The organism is Brucella oryzae (genome assembly GCF_041929965.1).
Taxonomy (GTDB): Bacteria; Pseudomonadota; Alphaproteobacteria; order Rhizobiales; family Rhizobiaceae; genus Brucella; species Brucella oryzae.
The window spans coordinates 142,507-161,000 of record NZ_JBHEEO010000004.1 but is presented as its reverse complement, the minus strand read 5'-3'; the positions used below and the strand labels follow the sequence as shown (position 1 = coordinate 161,000).

The window sequence follows — 18,494 nt, the reverse complement described above, 5'->3', positions numbered from 1 at the left end:
AACGATTTTGCGTTCGGAAATGCGTAAAAAATAAACTTAGAGCGCCCTTTTCTTTGACCGATAATCTATCGCCGACCAGCGCGCCGTCTGCCTTTGCCGGAGGCCGCAGCACCCTGCTCCTCGAACAGCGAAGCAAGCTGCTCCGTCATGGCGCCAGCCAGCTCTTCCGCGTCGACGATGGTGACGGCACGCTGATAATAGCGCGTGACATCATGGCCGATACCGATTGCAATCAGTTCTACCGGAGAACGCGTTTCGATCTCTTCGATCACGGCGCGCAGGTGACGTTCGAGATAATTGCCCGGATTGACGGAAAGCGTCGAGTCGTCCACCGGCGCGCCATCCGAAATCATCATCAGGATCTTGCGCTGCTCGGGCCGACCCAGCAGACGCTGATGCGCCCAGATCAGCGCCTCGCCGTCGATATTTTCCTTGAGCAAGCCTTCGCGCATCATCAAGCCAAGATTGCGCCGTGCACGCCGCCATGGGGCGTCAGCGCTCTTGTAAACGATGTGGCGCAGATCATTGAGACGGCCCGGATTGGCAGGCTTGCCGCGTCCAAGCCACGCTTCGCGTGACTGGCCGCCCTTCCACGCCTTGGTCGTGAAGCCCAGAATTTCCACCTTCACGCCGCAACGCTCCAGCGTACGGGCCAGAATATCCGCGCAGGTCGCGGCAACCGTGATCGGACGGCCGCGCATGGAACCGGAATTGTCCAGCACCAGCGTCACCACCGTATCGCGGAAATCCGTATCGCGCTCCTGCTTGTAGGAAAGCGGCTGCGTCGGATCGATGACGATGCGCACCAGACGCGCCGAATCGAGATAGCCTTCTTCCAGATCGAAATCCCAGGAGCGGTTCTGCTGCGCCATCAGGCGGCGCTGCAGGCGGTTGGCCAGACGCCCCACCACACCCTGCAGATTGGCAAGCTGCTTGTCGAGGAAACCGCGCAGACGATCAAGTTCCGCCTCGTCGCAAAGATCGGTCGCCTCGACCTCTTCGTCGAATTCGCGCGTGAAGACCTTGTAGTCGACATGCTCGGCAAAATTGGCGAAGGGCTGGTTCGGACGGCGCGTATCGCCCGGCGTTTCCGCGTCGATATCGTCACTGTCGTCCATGTCGTCGGCGGAAGCATCGGCGGCATCCATCTCGCCCTGCTCGCCTTCATCGCTCGAACTGTCGGATTCCTCGCTTTCAGCGGAATCGGAGCCTTCCTGGCTTTCGTCGCCGCCTTCCTCGTTCTCGTCGGAATCCGGCGTCTGCTCGTCGTTCTGCTCTTCTTCGTCGCTCGGCTCTTCCTGCGACAGCTCTTCCGCCATGTCCATGGAAGCGAGCATGTCGCGCACCGTGCGCGCAAAGGCCTGCTGGTCTTCGAGATTGTCACCGAGCCGCGCAATGTCAGCGGCGGCCTTCTGCTCGATCCAGTCGCGCCACAGTTCCAGCACCTGTCCGGCTTCCGCAGGCGCGGCCCGTCCGGTCAGCTTTTCACGCAGCAGAAGCGATACGGCTTCCTCAAGCGGAGCATCTTCCTTGGCATTGATGGCGGAGAAATTGGCTTTCGAATATTTGTCGGCCAGCATGGTGGAAAGATTATCCGCCATGCCTGCCATGGCGCGGGCGCCGATGGCTTCCACACGCGCCTGCTCCACCGCATCGTAGATCGCGCGCGCCTGCTTTCCCTCCGGGGCAAGTGCGGCGTGAATGCGCGGATTGTGACGCGCCTGACGCAGTGCCATGGAATCGCCAAGGCCGCGCGTGACGGCGATATCGTGTGCGGTCGGGCGCTTCGGCAGGTCGGGAAGACGGGCGCGATTGGCGCTCAAGGCCGGGCGGTCATTGGTGAACGCCACTTCCAGCTCATGCTCGCCGGAAATGGCGCGGACGCAAGCCGTTAGAGCACGCTTGAACGGTTCGGAATCCACCGGTCCCGGTTTACGCTCGCGCGAATTATCGCCTATTCCTGACTTCTGGCCCGACATATGCCTATCCTGACTTCGCTTTCAAGCAAGGGCGAAGCTGACCGCCCCCGCATCAGACAGTGCGCTGCCGCCGGACATGATCAGGCGGCAGGCTTCTTCCGCATCAAGCGAGAACGATATTGGCTGCCGATTCCGGCAGTTCAACGCCGAAAGCGCGCTGATAGAACTCGGCCACAATCGGGCGTTCCAGCTCGTCGCACTTGTTGAGGAAGGTCAGGCGGAAGGCAAAGCCGACATCGTTGAAGATCGCGGCATTTTCGGACCATGTGATGACCGTACGCGGGCTCATGACGGTCGAAAGATCGCCATTGATGAAGGCCTGACGGGTCATGTCGGCCACGCGCACCATCTTGTTCACGATCTCGCGGCCTTCGGCATTCTGATAATGCTTGGCCTTGGCGAGAACGATGTTCACTTCATTGTCGTGCGGCAAATAGTTCAGCGTCGTCACGATGGACCAGCGGTCCATCTGCGCCTGGTTGATCTGCTGGGTGCCGTGATAGAGGCCGGTCGTGTCGCCGAGGCCGACGGTGTTGGCGGTCGCGAACAGGCGGAAAGCCGGATGCGGACGGATGACACGGCTCTGGTCGAGGAGCGTCAGGCGGCCCGAGGACTCCAGAACGCGCTGGATGACGAACATCACGTCCGGACGACCGGCATCATATTCGTCGAACACGAGCGCGACATTGTGCTGATAGGCCCAGGGCAGGATGCCGTCCTTGAATTCGGTGACCTGCACACCGTCCTTGACGACGATGGCGTCCTTGCCGACGAGATCGATACGGCTGACATGGCTGTCGAGGTTGACGCGAACGCAAGGCCAGTTGAGACGGGCTGCGACCTGCTCGATATGGGTCGACTTGCCGGTGCCGTGATAGCCGGAAACCATCACGCGACGATTATAGGCAAAGCCTGCAAGGATCGCGAGCGTCGTCTGACGGTCGAAAAGATAATCCGGATCAAGCTCCGGTACATAGGAATCGCCTGCCGCATAGGCTGGCACCGTCATGTCGGAATCGATTCCGAACACGTCACGCACCGAAACCGTTGTATCCGGCAAATTGGCTATATCCCGCTCAACCTTGTTCATCATGCCTCCAGAGCGGCAGGCAGCGACCGCCGCGAATTAATACCGGCAAGCTGCCGACCGGCAACTTTCACCCGTGGGCATGTTTTTCCGGCGAGCCGGACGGTATGCCCCTTCCGTAATTTGTTGCGGGCATCCGTGCTTGCGCCCGCGCAATCGCGCGGCAGAAGAATGTCCGTCGGAGCCATCGAGGACAGCTCCATAGTCGGCCTGTCAAGCCCAAACAGGCTTTAGCAAAAACCTGCCTGCTTGAGCAATTGATAAGCCTGAATAACATCGCGAAATCTTTCTTCCGATCCGCGATCACCACCATTCGCATCCGGATGGTGTTGCTTTACCAGCTCTTTATAGCGCGCCTTGATCTTATCGCCAGTCGAATTTGGTTCAAGACCGAGCGTCGCCAGCGCCTTGATTTCGAGCGTACGCGGTTTGCGCTGCGCTTTCTGGCCCGGCGCGTGTCCCTTGGCTTCCTTGAAAAGGTTGAAGGGATCGCGGATGCGGTTGTGATAGGAGGCCGAACCGGAACGCATCTTCGCCATATCCGGCGAGGTGCGCGCCTTGGCGGTAGAATTCGCAGCCGTCGACCATGTCGGGCGATGACCCGTGATCGCATCCTTCTGGAATTTCGCGATATCGCCATCGGAAAGACCAGAGAAGTAATTGAAATTCTTGTTATATTCCCGCACGTGATCAACACAGAAGCGGAAATATTCGCCTTCGCGCATGCGTCCGACAGGCGCGCGATGCGTGCCTGGCTTGTCGCATCCGTCCCACTGGCAGCAAGGACCCGAAGCCTTCGCTTCCGCGGTCTTCTTGGGCTTGATACGGATACTGTCGAAAAATTTTGAGTTCGTTGTCATCGAATCGAATTATGCGGATTATCAGTTGCTGAACAAGAATTGACATTTCGTCCGGTCTGGCGTTGAGCCATTTCAACTGGGCGAAATTTTGAAGCAGGTTGCTTTCCTGTGCGGATTTGCCCCACCTTTTGCCGCCGAAGCAACGTTATATGAGGCACAGCGTCTATATGGGGAGAAGTGGTCCAAATGTCCATTCAAAATAGCAAACAAAGCGCGATGGAAGCGAAACTGACCACGGCTTTCGCTCCCGAACGGCTTGAAGTCATTAATGAAAGTCACCTCCATGCCGGACATCATCACGAAGAGCGCGGCCATCATGAGGTCTATGACGGCACCGGCGAAACCCATTTCCGCATCCGCATCGTTGCTGACGCCTTTGCCGGAATGAGTCGCATCGAGCGCCATCGCGCCATCAACGCGCTGTTGAAGGAAGAACTCGATAGCGGTGTCCACGCATTGGCGCTTGAACCTTCTGCGCCCGGGGAAGCAGCGCGCCGCTAGGGGGGGGCTATCACGGCAGATCGCAAATTGAATGCGAGCACGTGCTCAGTGCATATAGCGATATTACTCGATCTATAGCGTGAAGGTGTCGATGCCGGAACAGACCACAGCGCACCGGCCTTTATGAATCAGACTGGCGCTCAAACGACTTATAACAACGTCTCTTTTAAAGCCGTTTCAGATTGCCGAGCATCAGCTTTTAGGGCGCTTTTCGATCTGATTGAATCAGATCGGCGCCCCAACATTTTTTATGAAACATAATCTTATCGGCCCTCATTTCACTCCGGTCGGATTATGCTCTATTTGGACAGCCACGCCAGCGCCTTCGGCAACCGCTCCCTCAACCAATTGTCGAGAGAATAACGACCACCGCCCGTCAAGACGTAGGTGAGGCAAATGAACGCCCATAATGCTGGATATTCCCACCCACCGCCGGGATTGGCCCAGGTGAAGCCCATTGTATCGTGATGCCCCATGAACAGGGCAATCACCAGATATAAAGCCGTTCCAACCGCCGCTACGCGGGTAAACAAGCCAAAGGTAAAACCAACAAACGCACCGAACTCACATAAACCCGCAAGCAACACCATTTCCGCAGGCGCAGAAGTAACCGTTGAGAAATAATGCAGAACCCCCTGATAGGCATCGCTGCCAAGCAGACCGAACTTTTCGGAGAAATGATGAATAAAATCAATCCCTATATAAGTACGTATGAATAAAAGATGTATATCTTTATTATTAAATAATATAATTCTGGATTCTTTCTCCGGAGTATTCGTGAAAGGTAATAAATTCTTGTTATGCAAATCATCATATGATTGAGACATAACCAAGTCTTCTCTATGAACAACAACATTAAAACCGATATTATAGAGAAAAGCAAATATTTATTGCCGAAAATCCGATATGGTTAATCGAAAATATTTAACCAATAATTATAACTACTTATAATATTACTTAATAATAAAGTATAGAATAATGGATTATTCTATACTTTAACGAGAAAGATTTACCGCAATCGGGGCCGGTTTACCATCGGCATCAAGCGGTACGATGCGCAACCGTGTCAGACGATTCTTTTCTTTCTTCAGCACGGAAAAGCGTTTCCCGTAAAATGTGAAAGCCTGCTTTACTTCCGGAATGGTCTGGGTCTCATGAATGACCAGACCGGCAATCGTCGTTGCCTCTTCATCCGGCAAAGACCAGTCGAGCGCACGGTTGATATCGCGAATCGGCAATGAGCCGTCGACGATCACCGAGCCGTCCGGCTGCAAGCGAACGCCCTGGATGTCGATATCGTGCTCGTCGGCAATATCGCCGACAATCTCTTCCAGAATATCCTCAAGTGTCACCAGGCCCTGCACGTCGCCATATTCATCGACAACGATGGCGATATGCGCCTTGCGGCGGAGAAAGGCGTCGAGCTGGTCCTGCAATGTCGTCGTATCGGGCACAAACCACGGCTTGCGGGCGACTTTCATGATGTCGATGCGCGTAAAATCATTGTCGACATCGTAAAGCGCACGCAAAAGGTCCTTGGTGTGAATAATGCCGACAATATTGTCGATATCATCGCGCCAGAGCGGCATGCGGGTATGCGGACTGGCCAGAATATCGCGCACGATCTCATCTGCCGGCGCATCGGCATTGACAGTGCCCATCGAAGTCCGGTGCACCATCACGTCGCTCACTTCCAGTTCCTTGAGGTCGAGCAAACCGCCCAGCTGATCGCGGTCTTCCTTGATCACAGAACCGTCGCGATGCAGCACTTCCACCGCGCCGCGCAATTCCTCATGCGCCGAAAGCATCGAGCGGCCCGCCGCCAGATTGACGCCGCAGAGCTTCAGAATCGCCCGCACGATCCAGTTCACCGCACTGGAAATCGGACCAAGAATCAGGACGACCAGCGACACGCCACGCGCAACCGCAAGCGAAAACCGGTCCGGACCGGAAATCGCCCAGGATTTGGGCAGCACTTCCGCGAAGATGACCAGAATGACCGTCATTGCCAGCGTGGCATAGGCAACGCCCGCATCGCCGAACAGGTTCAAAAAGATACTGGTTGCAATTGAGGACGCCAGAATATTGGCGAGGTTGTTGCCGATCAGCAGCGCACCGATCAGCCGATCCCGACGGCTGATGAGACGCTGGACCACACCTGCGCGCTCATCACCATTATGTTCAAGCGTATGCATCCGGGCGCGCGACGCCGCCGTCAGCGCCGTTTCGGACCCGGAAAAGAATGCCGAGAGAATGACGCAGAGCAGGATGATGCCGCACATAACCCAAAGCCCGAAAGCCATTCGCTTGTCCTCTTATTTGGTTTCTAGTGCATCTCATTCAGTCGGGATTCAAACGTCGAATTCAATCCACCAGACGTTCTTTCAGAAATTCCAGCACAGCTGTTGGCGGCACGTCCTTTGCAATGAACGACTGGCCGATGCCGCGCGTCAGGATGAAGGTGAGCGCGCCGCGCGCCACTTTCTTGTCCTGCGCAATATAATCCATCAATTTTTCCGCCGGTGGCAATCCGCCCGGTACATCCGACAGCCGGTAAGGCAGGCCGACGGCCTTCAGATGCGCTTCGACACGCTCCGCATCCTCGATACCGCAGAGATTCATCTTGACCGAAAACCGATGCGCCAGCGCCATGCCGATGGCAACACCTTCGCCATGCACGAGACGGCTCGAATCATAGCCGGTCGCAGTTTCCAGCGCATGGCCGAACGTATGACCGAGATTGAGAAGCGCACGGTCGCCGGTTTCGCGCTCGTCGCGCGCAACGACAGCCGCCTTGCAGCGGCAGGATTCGGCAATGGCTTGCGTCCGCGCAGCACCGCCGGAGAAAACGTCCTGCCAGTTCCGTTCCAGCCATTCAAAGAAGTCGGGGCGGTCAATCAGCCCATATTTTGCAACTTCGGCATAACCGGCCCGGAATTCACGCGGGCTCAGCGTGTCGAGAACTTCCGTATCCGCCAGAACCAGCTGCGGCTGGTAGAAGACGCCGACGAGATTCTTGCCATGGGCGGTATTGATCCCGGTCTTGCCGCCGACCGAGGAATCGACCTGCGACAGGAGCGAGGTCGGCATCTGCACGAAGTTCATCCCGCGCCGCACGATACCGGCAACAAAGCCCGAAAGATCGCCAACTACGCCGCCGCCGAATGCCACCACGGCATCGCCGCGTTCCAGACGCGCCGCCAGAACGGCATTGGTGACGGTTTCCAGCGTGGAAAAGGATTTGGATTTTTCGCCCGGCGCAACGATCACCGGCGTCGCATCGATACCGGCGCTGGCAAAGCTTGCCGTCAGGCGCTCCAGATGAGCCTTGGCGACATTTTCATCCGTCACCACCGCCACGCGCACGCCTTTCAGACGCTTCACCACTTCCTCGCCCGCGCGATCCACCAGCCCCTTGCCGATCAGAATCTCGTAGGAACGGTCGCCGAGCGACACGGGAACGGTGGTGATACCGGGAATGGAAGGCGCGTTCATGCATAGTCTCCAATATCAGGCAGCGAGAACATCAGCGGCTTTTACTGCCGGTCATGCCTCTGATCTTTCGAGGTGATCGGCCAGAACATCGATCAGTTCAGCGGCAATCACTTCCTTCTTGTCGTCACGGGACATCAATTCCAGATCGGCCAGCGCATAGACGGGATAACGCTCATTCATCAGCCGCTTCATGACGCCGCGCGGATCGCTGTTTTTCAGAAGCGGGCGGTTCTGGCGGCGCGATACGCGTTCCATCAGAATATCGATTTCCGCATTGAGCCAGATGGAAACACCTGCACGACCGATTGCCGCGCGCGTTTCGGCGTTCATATAGGCCCCACCGCCGGTTGCGAGAACCATCGGCCCATCTTCGAGCAGGCGCATGATGACGCGACGTTCGAGATCGCGGAATTCGACCTCGCCATAGGCCTCGAACAATTCGGGAATGGTCATGCGGGAAACCGCTTCAATCTCCGTATCGGCATCGCGAAACGGCAGTCCGAGCAAGGCCGCCGCCTTGCGTCCGACAGTGGATTTGCCTGCGCCCATCAACCCCACAAGCACCACGACTTTCGAGCCGAGCAGATCGCGGATCAGCGCCGCTTTCTCATGTGGATTGTTTTGTTTTGCCGTACTGCTCATTGACCTCGTCCATTTGTCCCGGTTCCACATGAAAAACGGGGCGACGTCAATTGCTTTGATTGGTTTTCGGGGCATGCAGGACCGGATCCATGGGTTTTTTATACGATTGCACACTTGCTCCCTCTTTCGCCGCCCTCCTTGCTTTCGTCCAAATGCCACAGCATAAAAGATGAATGCCTACGCTGACGCGCCTCGTCCTCTTTATCGCTCTTGTTGCCGCCATCGTTTATGGCGCGATGTATGCGCTTGCCAATTTCGTCAAACCGGACACGCGCGAGATCACCGTCGACATACCGGCTTCCAAGCTGAAACCGGTCGCGATTGCCCCTCCGCCAGCCCCTACGGTCTCGGCAGAAACTGCCGATACCGGCTCCCAATTGCCCCAATCGCCACAGGCACCGCAGGAGTGACAATGCGCGCATCACTGGCGATCGAGAACTTTCTGGAAATGATGAGCGCCGAACGCGGCGCAGCGCAAAACACGCTTGAATCCTACCGGCGCGATCTTGAGGCGGTGGCGGAGGCAATGGCGGCCCGCGGCGTCAATCTTGCCGAAGCCGGGCCGGACCATATTCGCAGCGCTATCGATGCAATGGCAGCGCAAGGTTTTGCCGCGACATCGCAGGCAAGGCGCCTGTCGGCGCTACGCCAGTTCTTTCGCTTTCTCTATTCGGAGGGCTATCGGCAGGACGATCCGACCGGCACGGTCGATGCGCCCAAAAAGCAAAAGCCGCTGCCGAAGATCATGAGTGTCGAAAACGTCACGCGGCTTCTCGACCGCGCAGCACTTGAAGCCGGTGAAGCTGCCGAACCATCTGATCGGATCAAGGCCCTGCGCCTTCACGCGCTTCTCGAAACGCTCTATGCGACAGGGCTTCGCGTCTCGGAACTTGTCGGCCTGCCTGTCACAGTCGCGCGCACCGATCACCGCTTTCTGCTGGTCCGCGGCAAAGGTTCCAAGGAACGCATGGTTCCGCTTTCACCCAAGGCACGCGACGCTTTGCAGCGCTTTCTCGCCTTGCGCGATTCCTTGGCCCACAGCGATGACAATCCCTGGCTGTTTCCGGCTTTTTCGGAAAGCGGCCATCTGGCGCGCCAGGTTTTTGCCCGCGAATTGAAGGGGCTTGCCGCGCGGGCAGGATTATCGGCAGCCGCTATTTCACCGCATGTCCTTCGTCACGCCTTTGCCAGCCATCTGCTGCAAAACGGGGCCGATCTGCGCACCGTGCAGCAATTGCTTGGCCATGCCGACATATCCACGACGCAAATCTATACGCATGTGCTGGAGGAAAGACTGCATAAACTTGTCAGCGAGCATCATCCGCTTGCCGATTAGCCTCCGTCCAGCTATGAGAAAATCGAAAATTTGCAAGATGAGCCAGTAGTGAATATGTAAGGCGCCGTAAAACAGCCTTTTTCAGGCTCGCAATAGCGCCAATCCCTTTGGAAAACGCACGAACAGTCAGGCCCGATGTACAACTATCTCGACTTTGAAAAACCCGTCGCCGACCTTGAAGGCCAGATTCTTGAGCTGAAAAAGCTCGCGCAGGAACAAGGCAGCGTCGAGATGAGCGACGAGATTCGTCGCCTCGAGAAGCGTTCGGCCGATGCACTGAAGGACATCTATCGCAAGCTGACACCGTGGCAGAAGACACAGATCGCCCGCCATCCGGACCGTCCGCACTGCCTGGAATATATCGAGCGGCTGTTCACGGAATTCACCCCGCTTGCCGGCGACCGCAAATTCGCCAATGACGAAGCCATCCAGGCCGGTTTCGGTCGCTTCAACGGTCAGGCCGTCGCCATCATCGGACAGGAAAAAGGTTCCGACACCAAAACGCGCCTGAAGCACAATTTCGGCTCGGCCCGTCCGGAAGGCTATCGCAAGGCTGTCCGCATCATGGAAATGGCCGACCGTTTCCAGCTGCCGCTCATCACCTTCGTCGATACGGCAGGCGCCTATCCGGGTGTCAGTGCCGAAGAGCGTGGCCAGGCGGAAGCCATCGCCCGCTCAACGGCAGAAAGTCTCAGACTGCGCGTTCCGGTCATCTCGATCATCATCGGTGAAGGCGGATCCGGCGGCGCCATCGCCATCGCCGTCGCCAATCGGGTCTACATGCTCGAACATTCGATCTATTCGGTCATTTCGCCAGAGGGTGCAGCCTCGATCCTCTGGCATGATTCGACCCGCGCCAAGGATGCCGCCTCAAGCATGCGTATCACCGCGCAGGACCTGTTCGATCTCAAGGTCATCGACGGTGTCATTCCTGAACCCATGGGCGGCGCACATCGCGGCAAGGAAGCCGTCATCGATGCTACCGGCGATATCATCACAGCGTCGCTGCGCTCGATGAAGGACATCGACGGCGAAACGCTGAAGCAGGAACGCCGCCAGAAGTTCCTCGCTATCGGCCGCACCCTCTGATTTTCACCACGAATTAGAGCACATCCCGAAAAGTGTAATGCGGTTTTCGGAATAAGATGCGCGCTTCAAAACAAAGAGAAACCCGTCCGGGAGGCCTCGCGCCTCCCGGATTTGCATCATGCTGCAAATTCGGCCATATTGCCGACGCGCTGGTTTTTAGCTATCTGAGCAAGGATTTATAAACGATACCGTAAGGTTTCAGTTATAGAGTCCAACCTTCAGGAAATTGGCTTTTGCTCATAAAGTCTCTGGCGTAGCTCTAACAGACTCGATGCGACATGAAGATCAGAACCGCAATTCTAGGCTCCGTAATGGCAACCGCGCTCCTCGCGGGCTGTCAGGGTTCGTCCGTATCCGATCTTGCATTGAAGGCTGAAAAGCCTCTTCCTGCAAAAATCGTTGCCAAGATGAAGGCAAAGGGTATGACCCGTACCTCGCCGATCATGGTGCGCCTTTTTAAGGAAGAAGGTGTTCTTGAGGTCTGGAAACAGAAAAATAACGGCAAGTACGACCAGATTGCATCCTACGAAATCTGCAAATGGTCAGGGAAGCTCGGCCCCAAATACATTGAAGGCGATCGCCAGGCACCAGAAGGTTTCTATAACGTCCGTCCGACGCAAATGAATCCCAATTCGAGTTATTATCTCTCTTTCGATATGGGATTCCCCAACGCTTATGATCGCGCCAATGGCCGCTCCGGCCAAAATCTGATGGTGCATGGCGCCTGTTCTTCATCGGGTTGTTATTCGATGACGGATGAAAGCGTCAGCGAAATCTATGCCTTCGGACGCGACGCTTTCAAGGGCGGACAGCGTGACTTCCAGGTTCAGGCATTTCCGTTCCGCATGACCGCCGCCAATATGGCGCGTTACAAGAACGATCAAAACTATCCCTTCTGGAAGATGCTGAAACAGGGATATGACTATTTCGAGGCCAATAAGGTGCCGCCGAAGGTCGATGTCTGCGAAAAACGCTACGTGTTCAACGTCGCGACGGCGGACGGCCAGCCGCTGTCCCCGACAGGGGCTTGCCCGCCATCGGTCGGCGGCGAGGCCATGTCCTATGCGTCTTACGAAAAGACCTTCCAGTCGGCTTTCAGCGCCAGCCAGAAGGCACCGGCACCTTCCATTCAGGGCATCGCCGAAGCCAAGCTCGTCTCCGCCTGGAGCGCAGCGCGCGCACGCGGCGAGAAAGTAACGCGCGAACCGCCGTCACTTTCGCCTTCCTCTGCCGAAAAAGCAGGCGCGCCGGATATTCGCCCGGCAATGCAGTCCCCACAGCCGACAGCCATTGCGGCGACGCCGCAACCGGCAGCCGTGCCCGCACCGCAGCCTAACCCGGTTGCGGCACAGGCTGTACCGTCCCAGATCTCGCCTATGACCACCGCCAGTACGGTGGCGCAGAATGTCGAGCAACCGGCACCTGTCGCAGCTCCCGAACCGAAAAAGCCATGGTGGAAGATCATCGGGAACTGACGACTTTGCAGGATGACGTTCCTGTCTACGACCTGAGGGGGCTTAAATGCCCCCTTCCGGTTTTAAAAACCCGCAATCGGCTTGAGAAGATGGCAAGCGGCGCGCTTCTGTGGGTCGAAGCGACCGACCCGCTGTCAGGCATCGACGTCCCGCATTTCTGCACGCAGGAAGGACACACCCTCATCGCGCAGGAGCGTCAAGAGACGTTGCATCGCTTCCTTATTCGCAGGAAATAAATATCAATTCCGGGGCGAGAAGCCCGGAATAGCTAACGGGTTTTCGGTCAGCGCGGCACGGTCGGGCCTATCCAGCGCCGGTCGCCCGAGGAATGCATCGAAAAGCTCGCGCACATAGGTTTCCGGCAAGTCCTTCACGATCATCACCAGAAGCGTCTGCCGTTTATCCTGCGGCCACTGCGGCAGGCGTGCAGGCGGATGGAAAATCTTCTGCACGCCGTGAATGACCACTGGTCGATCCGGGTCTTCGGCAATCTGCACAATGCCCTTCACGCGCAAAAGCTTCTCCCCATGCGTCGAACGCAGAAGATCGAGGAACATGTCGAAGGTCGATAGCGGGATCGGCGCATCGTGACGAAGCGAAAAGGACCGGATTGCATCGTCATGGTGGTGATGATGCGCGTGACCATGATCGTGGTCGTGGTGATGATGGTCGTGATCGCAATCCGGCCCGCATACATGGTCATGATGGGAATGACCGTGATGCTCATCCTCATAGGCTTCCGCCTTGAGCCAGCGCTGCACATCCGCCGATTTCGTTTCCGGATTATAAAGCCCGCATTCAAAAAGGGCGGCATAGCCTGTGCGCTGTTCACCGGCTTCCAGAATATTGGCACCGGGATTGAGCGCATGGAGACGCGCCTTCAGTGCCGCCAGTCCCGCCTGCGCTTCCGGCAGGTCGGTTTTGGTCAGCACGATACGATCAGCCATAGCTGCTTGCTTGACGGCTTCCTCGTGGTTGTCGAGTGTCGCCATGCCGTTCACGGCATCAACGGTCGCCAGAACCCCATCGAGCCGAAAAGCCTGCATGAGCACCGGATGCCCCATGATCGAATGCAGCACCGGCGCCGGATCGGCAAGCCCGGTGGTTTCGATGATCACGCGCTTCAGTGCCTTGATGCGCCCGGTCTGGAGCCGGTCGATCAGATCGGCCAGCGTATCCACCAGTTCGCCCCGCACCGTGCAGCACAGGCAGCCATCGGAAAGCTCGATCACGCCTTCGCTCGCCTGCTCGACCAGCAGGTGATCGATGCCGACTTCGCCGAACTCATTGATAATGACCGCTGTATCACTCAGCGCCGGATCTTTCAGAAGCCGGTTGAGAAGCGTCGTCTTACCTGAACCGAGAAAGCCGGTCAGCACGGAAACGGGAATGGGATTTCGCATATCAGTTGATGGCCGTTGTCTTCACGCCCGCCGCCCGTTGCGGACGCGGCATAGGCAGCGGAACCTGCGAAATATCGAGCTGGCTCGGGCGGGTGATCGGGCCCGGTTGGGAAACCAGTCCCACCTGCACCGCAACCGGATCGCGATCCATGGTATGGATATAAGGCGAATTGATTTTCAGCTTGCCCTCGACATCGCGCCCGTCCCAGCGGTCGGCCATGGCCTGCTGGCTGCAGATCGCCTTGCGCATGTCGACGGCCTGGTTGAGGTTGCCGCCCGCCGTCGGACGCAAGGTCGCCAGCGTCGCGCCACCACGTGGACTTGCGCGAAAAGCATCGGTCATCAGCTGCGCGGCCTGAACGGCGCGCGCTTCCTGCCGATCCGCGCCGAGAATGATCGCCAGCACGGTGCGGCCATTGCGCGTGGCCGAACTTGCAAGATTGAAACCGGACGCGCAGACGAAACCGGTCTTCATGCCGTCCGCACCGTCATAACGGCCAAGCAGAATGTTGTAATTGGCCTGGACCTTCTTGCCCGCGCCCGGATCAATCGCCTCGGTCGCGAAATAATGCGCATATTGCGGAAATTCGCGGCGAAGCTGCACGGCCAGAACCGCGAGATCGCGCGCCGTCGTATAATTGTTCGGATTATGCAGACCGTTCGGATTGGCGAAATGCGAGCCGACCATACCGATACGCTGGGCTTCCTCATTCATGCGCTGTACGAAACCGGATTCTGTCCCGCCCACGGCTTCGGCAACGGCAACCGCAACGTCATTGGCCGACTTCACCAGCATGATTTTCAGCGCCGTATCGAGCGTCATGACCGATCCCGGCTTGTAGCCCATCTTGCTCGGCGGCTCCTTGGCGGCGTTGACCGTCATGCGCACCGGCGAATCCAGCGTCATCTGACCCGACTGAAGCGCACGGAATGCCACATAGGCCGTCATCATCTTGGTCAGCGAAGCGGGATACCAGCGCTGAAAAGCTTCCTGCTGCTGATAGACCTTGCCGGTTGCGACATCCACTGCAATCGAGGGATTAGCCGCAGCCGACGCCAGCGCGGTAGCCGACAGGCCGGCAGCTGCAAACCAGATTTTCAATGATTTCGACATCATTCCATAGTTCCAATCGAAATTGCCTGCAATTTCTGCGGGTTCGAATTGTGCTCTAGAGCATTTCCAGCAAAAGTGCGAAGCGGTTTTGCGTCGGATAATGCATAAAAACATAGAGGTAGAGCCGTTCCAATGACTCTGTATCAACTGGAACCGCTCTGATGGGAGATTAACGCTTTCTTTATCTATGCCATGTGGCGATGAAAAGGCAAACAGGGATTGCCCGCTTTCATCGAAACGTCATATCCTGTTTCCTTCTAATCATGCCCAATCCGGGGAGCCCTCAGAAAATGCCAGTGTTGAATCGTGCCGTTGAAACGCAAGCGGAAATTGCTGCATGGCGGCGTAAACTGCACCAGAACCCCGAACTTCTCTATGACGTGCACGAAACTGCAAAATTTGTCGAAGACAAGCTGAAATCCTTCGGTTGCGATCTTGTGGAAACCGGCGTTGGACGCACCGGCGTCGTCGGCATCATCAAGGGACGCCACGGCGATGGCCCGGCCATCGGCCTGCGCGCCGATATGGATGCCCTGCCCATCCTTGAAACCAGCGGCGTCGAATGGGCTTCGCAAAATCCCGGCAAGGCGCATTCCTGCGGTCATGACGGCCACACATCCATGCTGCTTGGCGCGGCGCAATATCTTGCCGAGACCCGCAATTTCCGCGGCTCGGTCGCCCTCCTGTTCCAGCCCGCCGAAGAAGGCGGCGCCGGCGGCCTCGCCATGGTCGAGGACGGCGTGATGGATCGTTTCAACATTTCGGAAGTCTACGGCGTCCACAATATGCCGGGCCTGCCGGTCGGGCAGTTCGCAATGCGAAAAGGCCCGATCATGGCTGCAACCGACGAATTCGATCTTTTCATTACCGGGCGCGGCGGCCATGCGGCGCAGCCGCATCGCACCATCGATCCGATCATGGCCGGTTCCCAGCTGATGATTGCCCTTCAGGGCATCGTGTCGCGCAATAGCGATCCGCTCGATTCACTTGTAATCTCGGTGACGAAGTTCATTGCGGGCGAGGCTTATAATGTGATCCCGGAAAAGGCGACGCTGTCGGGCACTGTCCGTACACTCAAGAAGGAAACCCGCGCCTTTGCCGAACGCCGCATCCGCGAAACCGCCGCCGGTATCGCAGCCGCCACCGGTGCCGAAATCACCGTGCGCTACAAGAACAATTATCCCGTCACCTTCAACCACGATGCGCAGACGGAGTTTGCCGCCCGAGTCGCCAGCGCCGTGGCGGGTGAAGGCAAGGTGGACGAGAGCGTCGAGCCGATGATGGCAGCGGAAGATTTTTCCTACATGCTGGAAGCGCGCCCCGGCGCCTACATCTTCCTTGGCAATGGCGACACGCCCGGCCTGCACCACCCGGCCTATGATTTCAACGACGATGCCATTCCCTATGGGGTCAGCTATTTCGCATCACTGGTGGAAACGGCGCTTGCGGCCTGAAACTGAATAAAACCGCCCGCCCCGCTTTTTGCGGGGTTGGCGACAGCTATGAAAAACAGTATGTGTCTGAAAGCATTCACAATGCCGGAATCACCGGCGAATGCTCATCGGTTGGTCCCGTAGCTCAGTAGGATAGAGCGACAGATTCCTAATCTGTAGGTCACAGGTTCGATTCCTGTCGGGATCACCACCGAAAACCGCGTCTTTCTTAAAAAGTTTCAACGGATCCCAGGAAACGTTCAACCGCTACGTAAATATTAATTTTAATTTCTTGTAGATAATGACTTGACTCGACAAATCACCTATATGTTTGGGTGAGTCGTAGCGAATTTGAGAAAGGAGTGGCTATGTACAATGTTATTACAATTGCTGATGCCATCCTAAAAATCGCTAAAGAGGCGGGCAGAAGTCTTACGCCTATGCAACTCATGAAGCTGGTTTATATAGCGCACGGATGGAGCCTGGGTTTAGGCCGTGGTGACCTGTTCCAAGATCGGATTGAAGCTTGGAAGTATGGACCGGTTATTCCCGATCTGTATCATGCAACAAAGGTATGGGGCCGAGGCGGTATACCCTTTGACCGCATCGTAGGACAGATTGAGGTGGATAAGGACACCGAGAAATTTCTGCGTGAAGTGTTTGGTAAATATGGAAACATGAACGGCATAACCCTATCCAATCTGACCCACAAGTCAGATACCCCGTGGGACCAAGTTTATCGTGAGGGTGTTTTCAATATTGAAATACCAGACAGTGTGATCGAAGCACACTATAAGAAGCTTTTGCATGAACGATCGCCAAACACTCCCGCCTCCCAGCCAAACTGATATAAATCCGCCTGCTTGGGCCGATTTGAAACAGGCAAAGCTAGAAGAAAAACTCTGGCCTGATGAAGATAAGCTTCGGGGCCAGAAACTTAAGAACGACCTTCTATGGCATAAATGTTTCGGTTGGATCGTAGCGTTTATGATGGTGTTTTTTACGACTATCTTTGTAGTCTCTTTAGGTGTTTGGATTTTTCATTATGTAACTTCCTGGGGCTGGCTCAAGGATGATCAACTATCTAAAATACAGTCCGTGGTTTTCAGCGGTAGTATTGGCGCTATTGTTTCTTCCTATATGCAAAAACAATTAGCAAAATAAATTCTTCAGCGTATTATCAAGCTCAATGATTACTTTCCTTTCATGAAAACCTTAGATAACCCAACAAAAACGTAGTCTCTATACGACCTCATTTTATCCCTCATATGGCCAGTTGGCCTGCGAAAAGACACCGCCGTCGACCCAGATCGTCTGGCCGGTAACAAAACGCGCCGCATCGGAAGCAAAGAACAGGACCGGGCCGGAAATATCCTCAGCCGTGCCCACCCTGCGCAGCGGCGTGATGCGCGCCCAGGTGCCCGCATAGTCGGGTTGCTCTTCTGCCGTACGTTCATTGAGGATCGCACCGGGCGCCACGCAATTCACCCGGATGTCGTGCGGCCCAAGTTCCACTGCCGAAACCTTGGTGAACTGCTCTATGCCGCCCTTCGATGCCGTGTAGGAAACCAGTTTCGGAAAGGCGAGCTTGTTGCAGCCTGAGCCGATATTGACGATGGCGCCACCCTTGTCTGCCTCCACCATGCGCTTCGCAGCAGCCTGCGTGTTGAGGAAACAACCTTTCAGATTGGTGCGAATGACATCGTCCCAACCATCCTCGGAAAGTTCCAGCAAGGGTGCCCAGGTCTGGATGCCCGCATTGTTGACCAGCACATCGGGCGCATCGCCGAACCAGTCGCAGACCTCATCGAAGAAGGCTTCAACCTCGACGCGCCGTCCGACATCGCAGCCAAGTCCCAGCGCCTGACCACCCGCCTCCTCGATGGCCTCCACGAGCGATTGCGCAGCTTCGTCATCGTGCTTGTAGCTGAAGGCCACCGTGTAGCCCGCATCGGCAAAAGCAGAAACAAGATGTCTTCCGATGCCGGTGCTCCCACCCGTGACGACTGCAAATTCACCCATGCCAAATCCCTCCCGGAAGTATCTCCAGCCACGAATTTAATCGGTTTTCAGCGGTGGT

General features: G+C 56.6%; 20 protein-coding genes and 1 tRNA gene. 10 read left to right on the top strand and 11 right to left on the bottom strand.

What is annotated here, in order from left to right; all coding sequences use genetic code 11:
• Window positions 1–65: 65 nt before the first annotated feature.
• The 4 genes from cobT to JNC70_RS05640 all read right to left on the bottom strand — a co-directional run bounded on the left by cobT (window position 66) and on the right by JNC70_RS05640 (window position 4,120).
• On the bottom strand, window positions 66–1,979 hold the full coding sequence (gene cobT, locus JNC70_RS05655) for a cobaltochelatase subunit CobT (RefSeq protein ID WP_104755073.1): 1,914 nt from the start codon (window positions 1,977–1,979) through the stop codon (window positions 66–68).
• Between the two features lie 103 nt (window positions 1,980–2,082).
• The gene (cobS, locus tag JNC70_RS05650; RefSeq protein WP_104755074.1) at window positions 2,083–3,069 is read right to left on the bottom strand and encodes a cobaltochelatase subunit CobS; all 987 of its coding nucleotides are present in this window, start codon (window positions 3,067–3,069) and stop codon (window positions 2,083–2,085) included.
• A 227-nt stretch (window positions 3,070–3,296) separates the two neighbouring features.
• The gene (locus JNC70_RS05645) at window positions 3,297–3,926 is read right to left on the bottom strand and encodes a J domain-containing protein (protein ID WP_104755076.1); all 630 of its coding nucleotides are present in this window, start codon (window positions 3,924–3,926) and stop codon (window positions 3,297–3,299) included.
• The gene (locus JNC70_RS05640) at window positions 3,923–4,120 is read right to left on the bottom strand and encodes a hypothetical protein (protein ID WP_104755216.1); all 198 of its coding nucleotides are present in this window, start codon (window positions 4,118–4,120) and stop codon (window positions 3,923–3,925) included. The genes JNC70_RS05645 and JNC70_RS05640 overlap by 4 nt, the downstream gene beginning before the upstream one ends.
• Here JNC70_RS05640 and JNC70_RS05635 point away from each other — a divergent pair.
• A complete protein-coding gene (locus JNC70_RS05635) occupies window positions 4,113–4,427 on the top strand; it encodes a BolA family protein (RefSeq protein WP_374788553.1) in 315 nt (104 codons plus the stop codon). The genes JNC70_RS05640 and JNC70_RS05635 overlap by 8 nt on opposite strands.
• 299 nt (window positions 4,428–4,726) lie before the next feature.
• Here JNC70_RS05635 and JNC70_RS05630 read toward each other — a convergent pair whose 3' ends face one another.
• The 4 genes from JNC70_RS05630 to JNC70_RS05615 all read right to left on the bottom strand — a co-directional run bounded on the left by JNC70_RS05630 (window position 4,727) and on the right by JNC70_RS05615 (window position 8,564).
• Window positions 4,727–5,254, bottom strand: coding sequence for a DoxX family protein (locus tag JNC70_RS05630; RefSeq protein ID WP_104755078.1), 528 nt, complete (start codon window positions 5,252–5,254; stop codon window positions 4,727–4,729).
• 168 nt (window positions 5,255–5,422) lie between these two features.
• Window positions 5,423–6,730, bottom strand: coding sequence for an HlyC/CorC family transporter (locus tag JNC70_RS05625; protein WP_104755079.1), 1,308 nt, complete (start codon window positions 6,728–6,730; stop codon window positions 5,423–5,425).
• 61 nt (window positions 6,731–6,791) lie between these two features.
• The gene (gene aroB / locus JNC70_RS05620) at window positions 6,792–7,922 is read right to left on the bottom strand and encodes a 3-dehydroquinate synthase (protein WP_104755080.1); all 1,131 of its coding nucleotides are present in this window, start codon (window positions 7,920–7,922) and stop codon (window positions 6,792–6,794) included.
• Window positions 7,923–7,973: 51 nt separating this feature from the next.
• Complete coding sequence (locus JNC70_RS05615) at window positions 7,974–8,564, bottom strand: shikimate kinase (RefSeq protein ID WP_104755081.1); 591 nt, start codon at window positions 8,562–8,564, stop codon at window positions 7,974–7,976.
• Window positions 8,565–8,737: 173 nt separating this feature from the next.
• On the opposite strand from JNC70_RS05615, the gene JNC70_RS05610 reads away from it, so the two are divergent.
• The 5 genes from JNC70_RS05610 (at window position 8,738) to JNC70_RS05590 (ending at window position 12,700) form a co-directional block, all read left to right on the top strand.
• A complete protein-coding gene (locus JNC70_RS05610; RefSeq protein WP_104755082.1) occupies window positions 8,738–8,974 on the top strand; it encodes a hypothetical protein in 237 nt (78 codons plus the stop codon).
• Between the two features lie 2 nt (window positions 8,975–8,976).
• Window positions 8,977–9,900, top strand: coding sequence for a site-specific tyrosine recombinase XerD (gene xerD / locus JNC70_RS05605; RefSeq protein ID WP_104755083.1), 924 nt, complete (start codon window positions 8,977–8,979; stop codon window positions 9,898–9,900).
• Window positions 9,901–10,035: 135 nt separating this feature from the next.
• The gene (locus JNC70_RS05600) at window positions 10,036–10,989 is read left to right on the top strand and encodes an acetyl-CoA carboxylase carboxyltransferase subunit alpha (protein WP_104755084.1); all 954 of its coding nucleotides are present in this window, start codon (window positions 10,036–10,038) and stop codon (window positions 10,987–10,989) included.
• A 278-nt stretch (window positions 10,990–11,267) separates the two neighbouring features.
• Window positions 11,268–12,464, top strand: a complete 1,197-nt coding sequence (locus JNC70_RS05595; RefSeq protein WP_104755085.1) for a L,D-transpeptidase family protein — start codon at window positions 11,268–11,270, stop codon at window positions 12,462–12,464.
• Complete coding sequence (locus tag JNC70_RS05590; RefSeq protein WP_245414733.1) at window positions 12,443–12,700, top strand: sulfurtransferase TusA family protein; 258 nt, start codon at window positions 12,443–12,445, stop codon at window positions 12,698–12,700. The genes JNC70_RS05595 and JNC70_RS05590 overlap by 22 nt, the downstream gene beginning before the upstream one ends.
• Before the next feature lie 3 nt (window positions 12,701–12,703).
• On the opposite strand, the gene JNC70_RS05585 is transcribed toward JNC70_RS05590, so the two are convergent.
• Window positions 12,704–13,867, bottom strand: coding sequence for a CobW family GTP-binding protein (locus JNC70_RS05585; protein WP_104755087.1), 1,164 nt, complete (start codon window positions 13,865–13,867; stop codon window positions 12,704–12,706).
• A 1-nt stretch (window position 13,868) separates the two neighbouring features.
• Complete coding sequence (locus JNC70_RS05580) at window positions 13,869–14,984, bottom strand: D-alanyl-D-alanine carboxypeptidase family protein (RefSeq protein ID WP_104755088.1); 1,116 nt, start codon at window positions 14,982–14,984, stop codon at window positions 13,869–13,871.
• Between the two features lie 287 nt (window positions 14,985–15,271).
• Here JNC70_RS05580 and JNC70_RS05575 point away from each other — a divergent pair, with 287 nt between their 5' ends.
• The 4 genes from JNC70_RS05575 to JNC70_RS05560 all read left to right on the top strand — a co-directional run bounded on the left by JNC70_RS05575 (window position 15,272) and on the right by JNC70_RS05560 (window position 17,578).
• Window positions 15,272–16,435, top strand: coding sequence for a M20 aminoacylase family protein (locus JNC70_RS05575; RefSeq protein WP_104755089.1), 1,164 nt, complete (start codon window positions 15,272–15,274; stop codon window positions 16,433–16,435).
• Window positions 16,436–16,548: 113 nt separating this feature from the next.
• A tRNA-Arg gene (locus JNC70_RS05570) sits at window positions 16,549–16,625 on the top strand.
• Window positions 16,626–16,782: 157 nt separating this feature from the next.
• Window positions 16,783–17,262 carry a Panacea domain-containing protein gene (locus JNC70_RS05565; RefSeq protein ID WP_104755090.1) on the top strand — a complete coding sequence of 160 codons (480 nt, stop codon included), beginning with the start codon at window positions 16,783–16,785 and terminating at the stop codon, window positions 17,260–17,262.
• Window positions 17,222–17,578: a hypothetical protein gene (locus JNC70_RS05560; protein ID WP_146097097.1), complete on the top strand. Its 357-nt coding sequence runs from the start codon at window positions 17,222–17,224 to the stop codon at window positions 17,576–17,578. The genes JNC70_RS05565 and JNC70_RS05560 overlap by 41 nt, the downstream gene beginning before the upstream one ends.
• A 93-nt stretch (window positions 17,579–17,671) precedes the next feature.
• Here the strand turns inward: JNC70_RS05560 and JNC70_RS05555 are convergent, their stop codons facing one another.
• Window positions 17,672–18,436 carry an SDR family NAD(P)-dependent oxidoreductase gene (locus JNC70_RS05555; protein ID WP_104755092.1) on the bottom strand — a complete coding sequence of 255 codons (765 nt, stop codon included), beginning with the start codon at window positions 18,434–18,436 and terminating at the stop codon, window positions 17,672–17,674.
• Window positions 18,437–18,494: the final 58 nt, after the last annotated feature.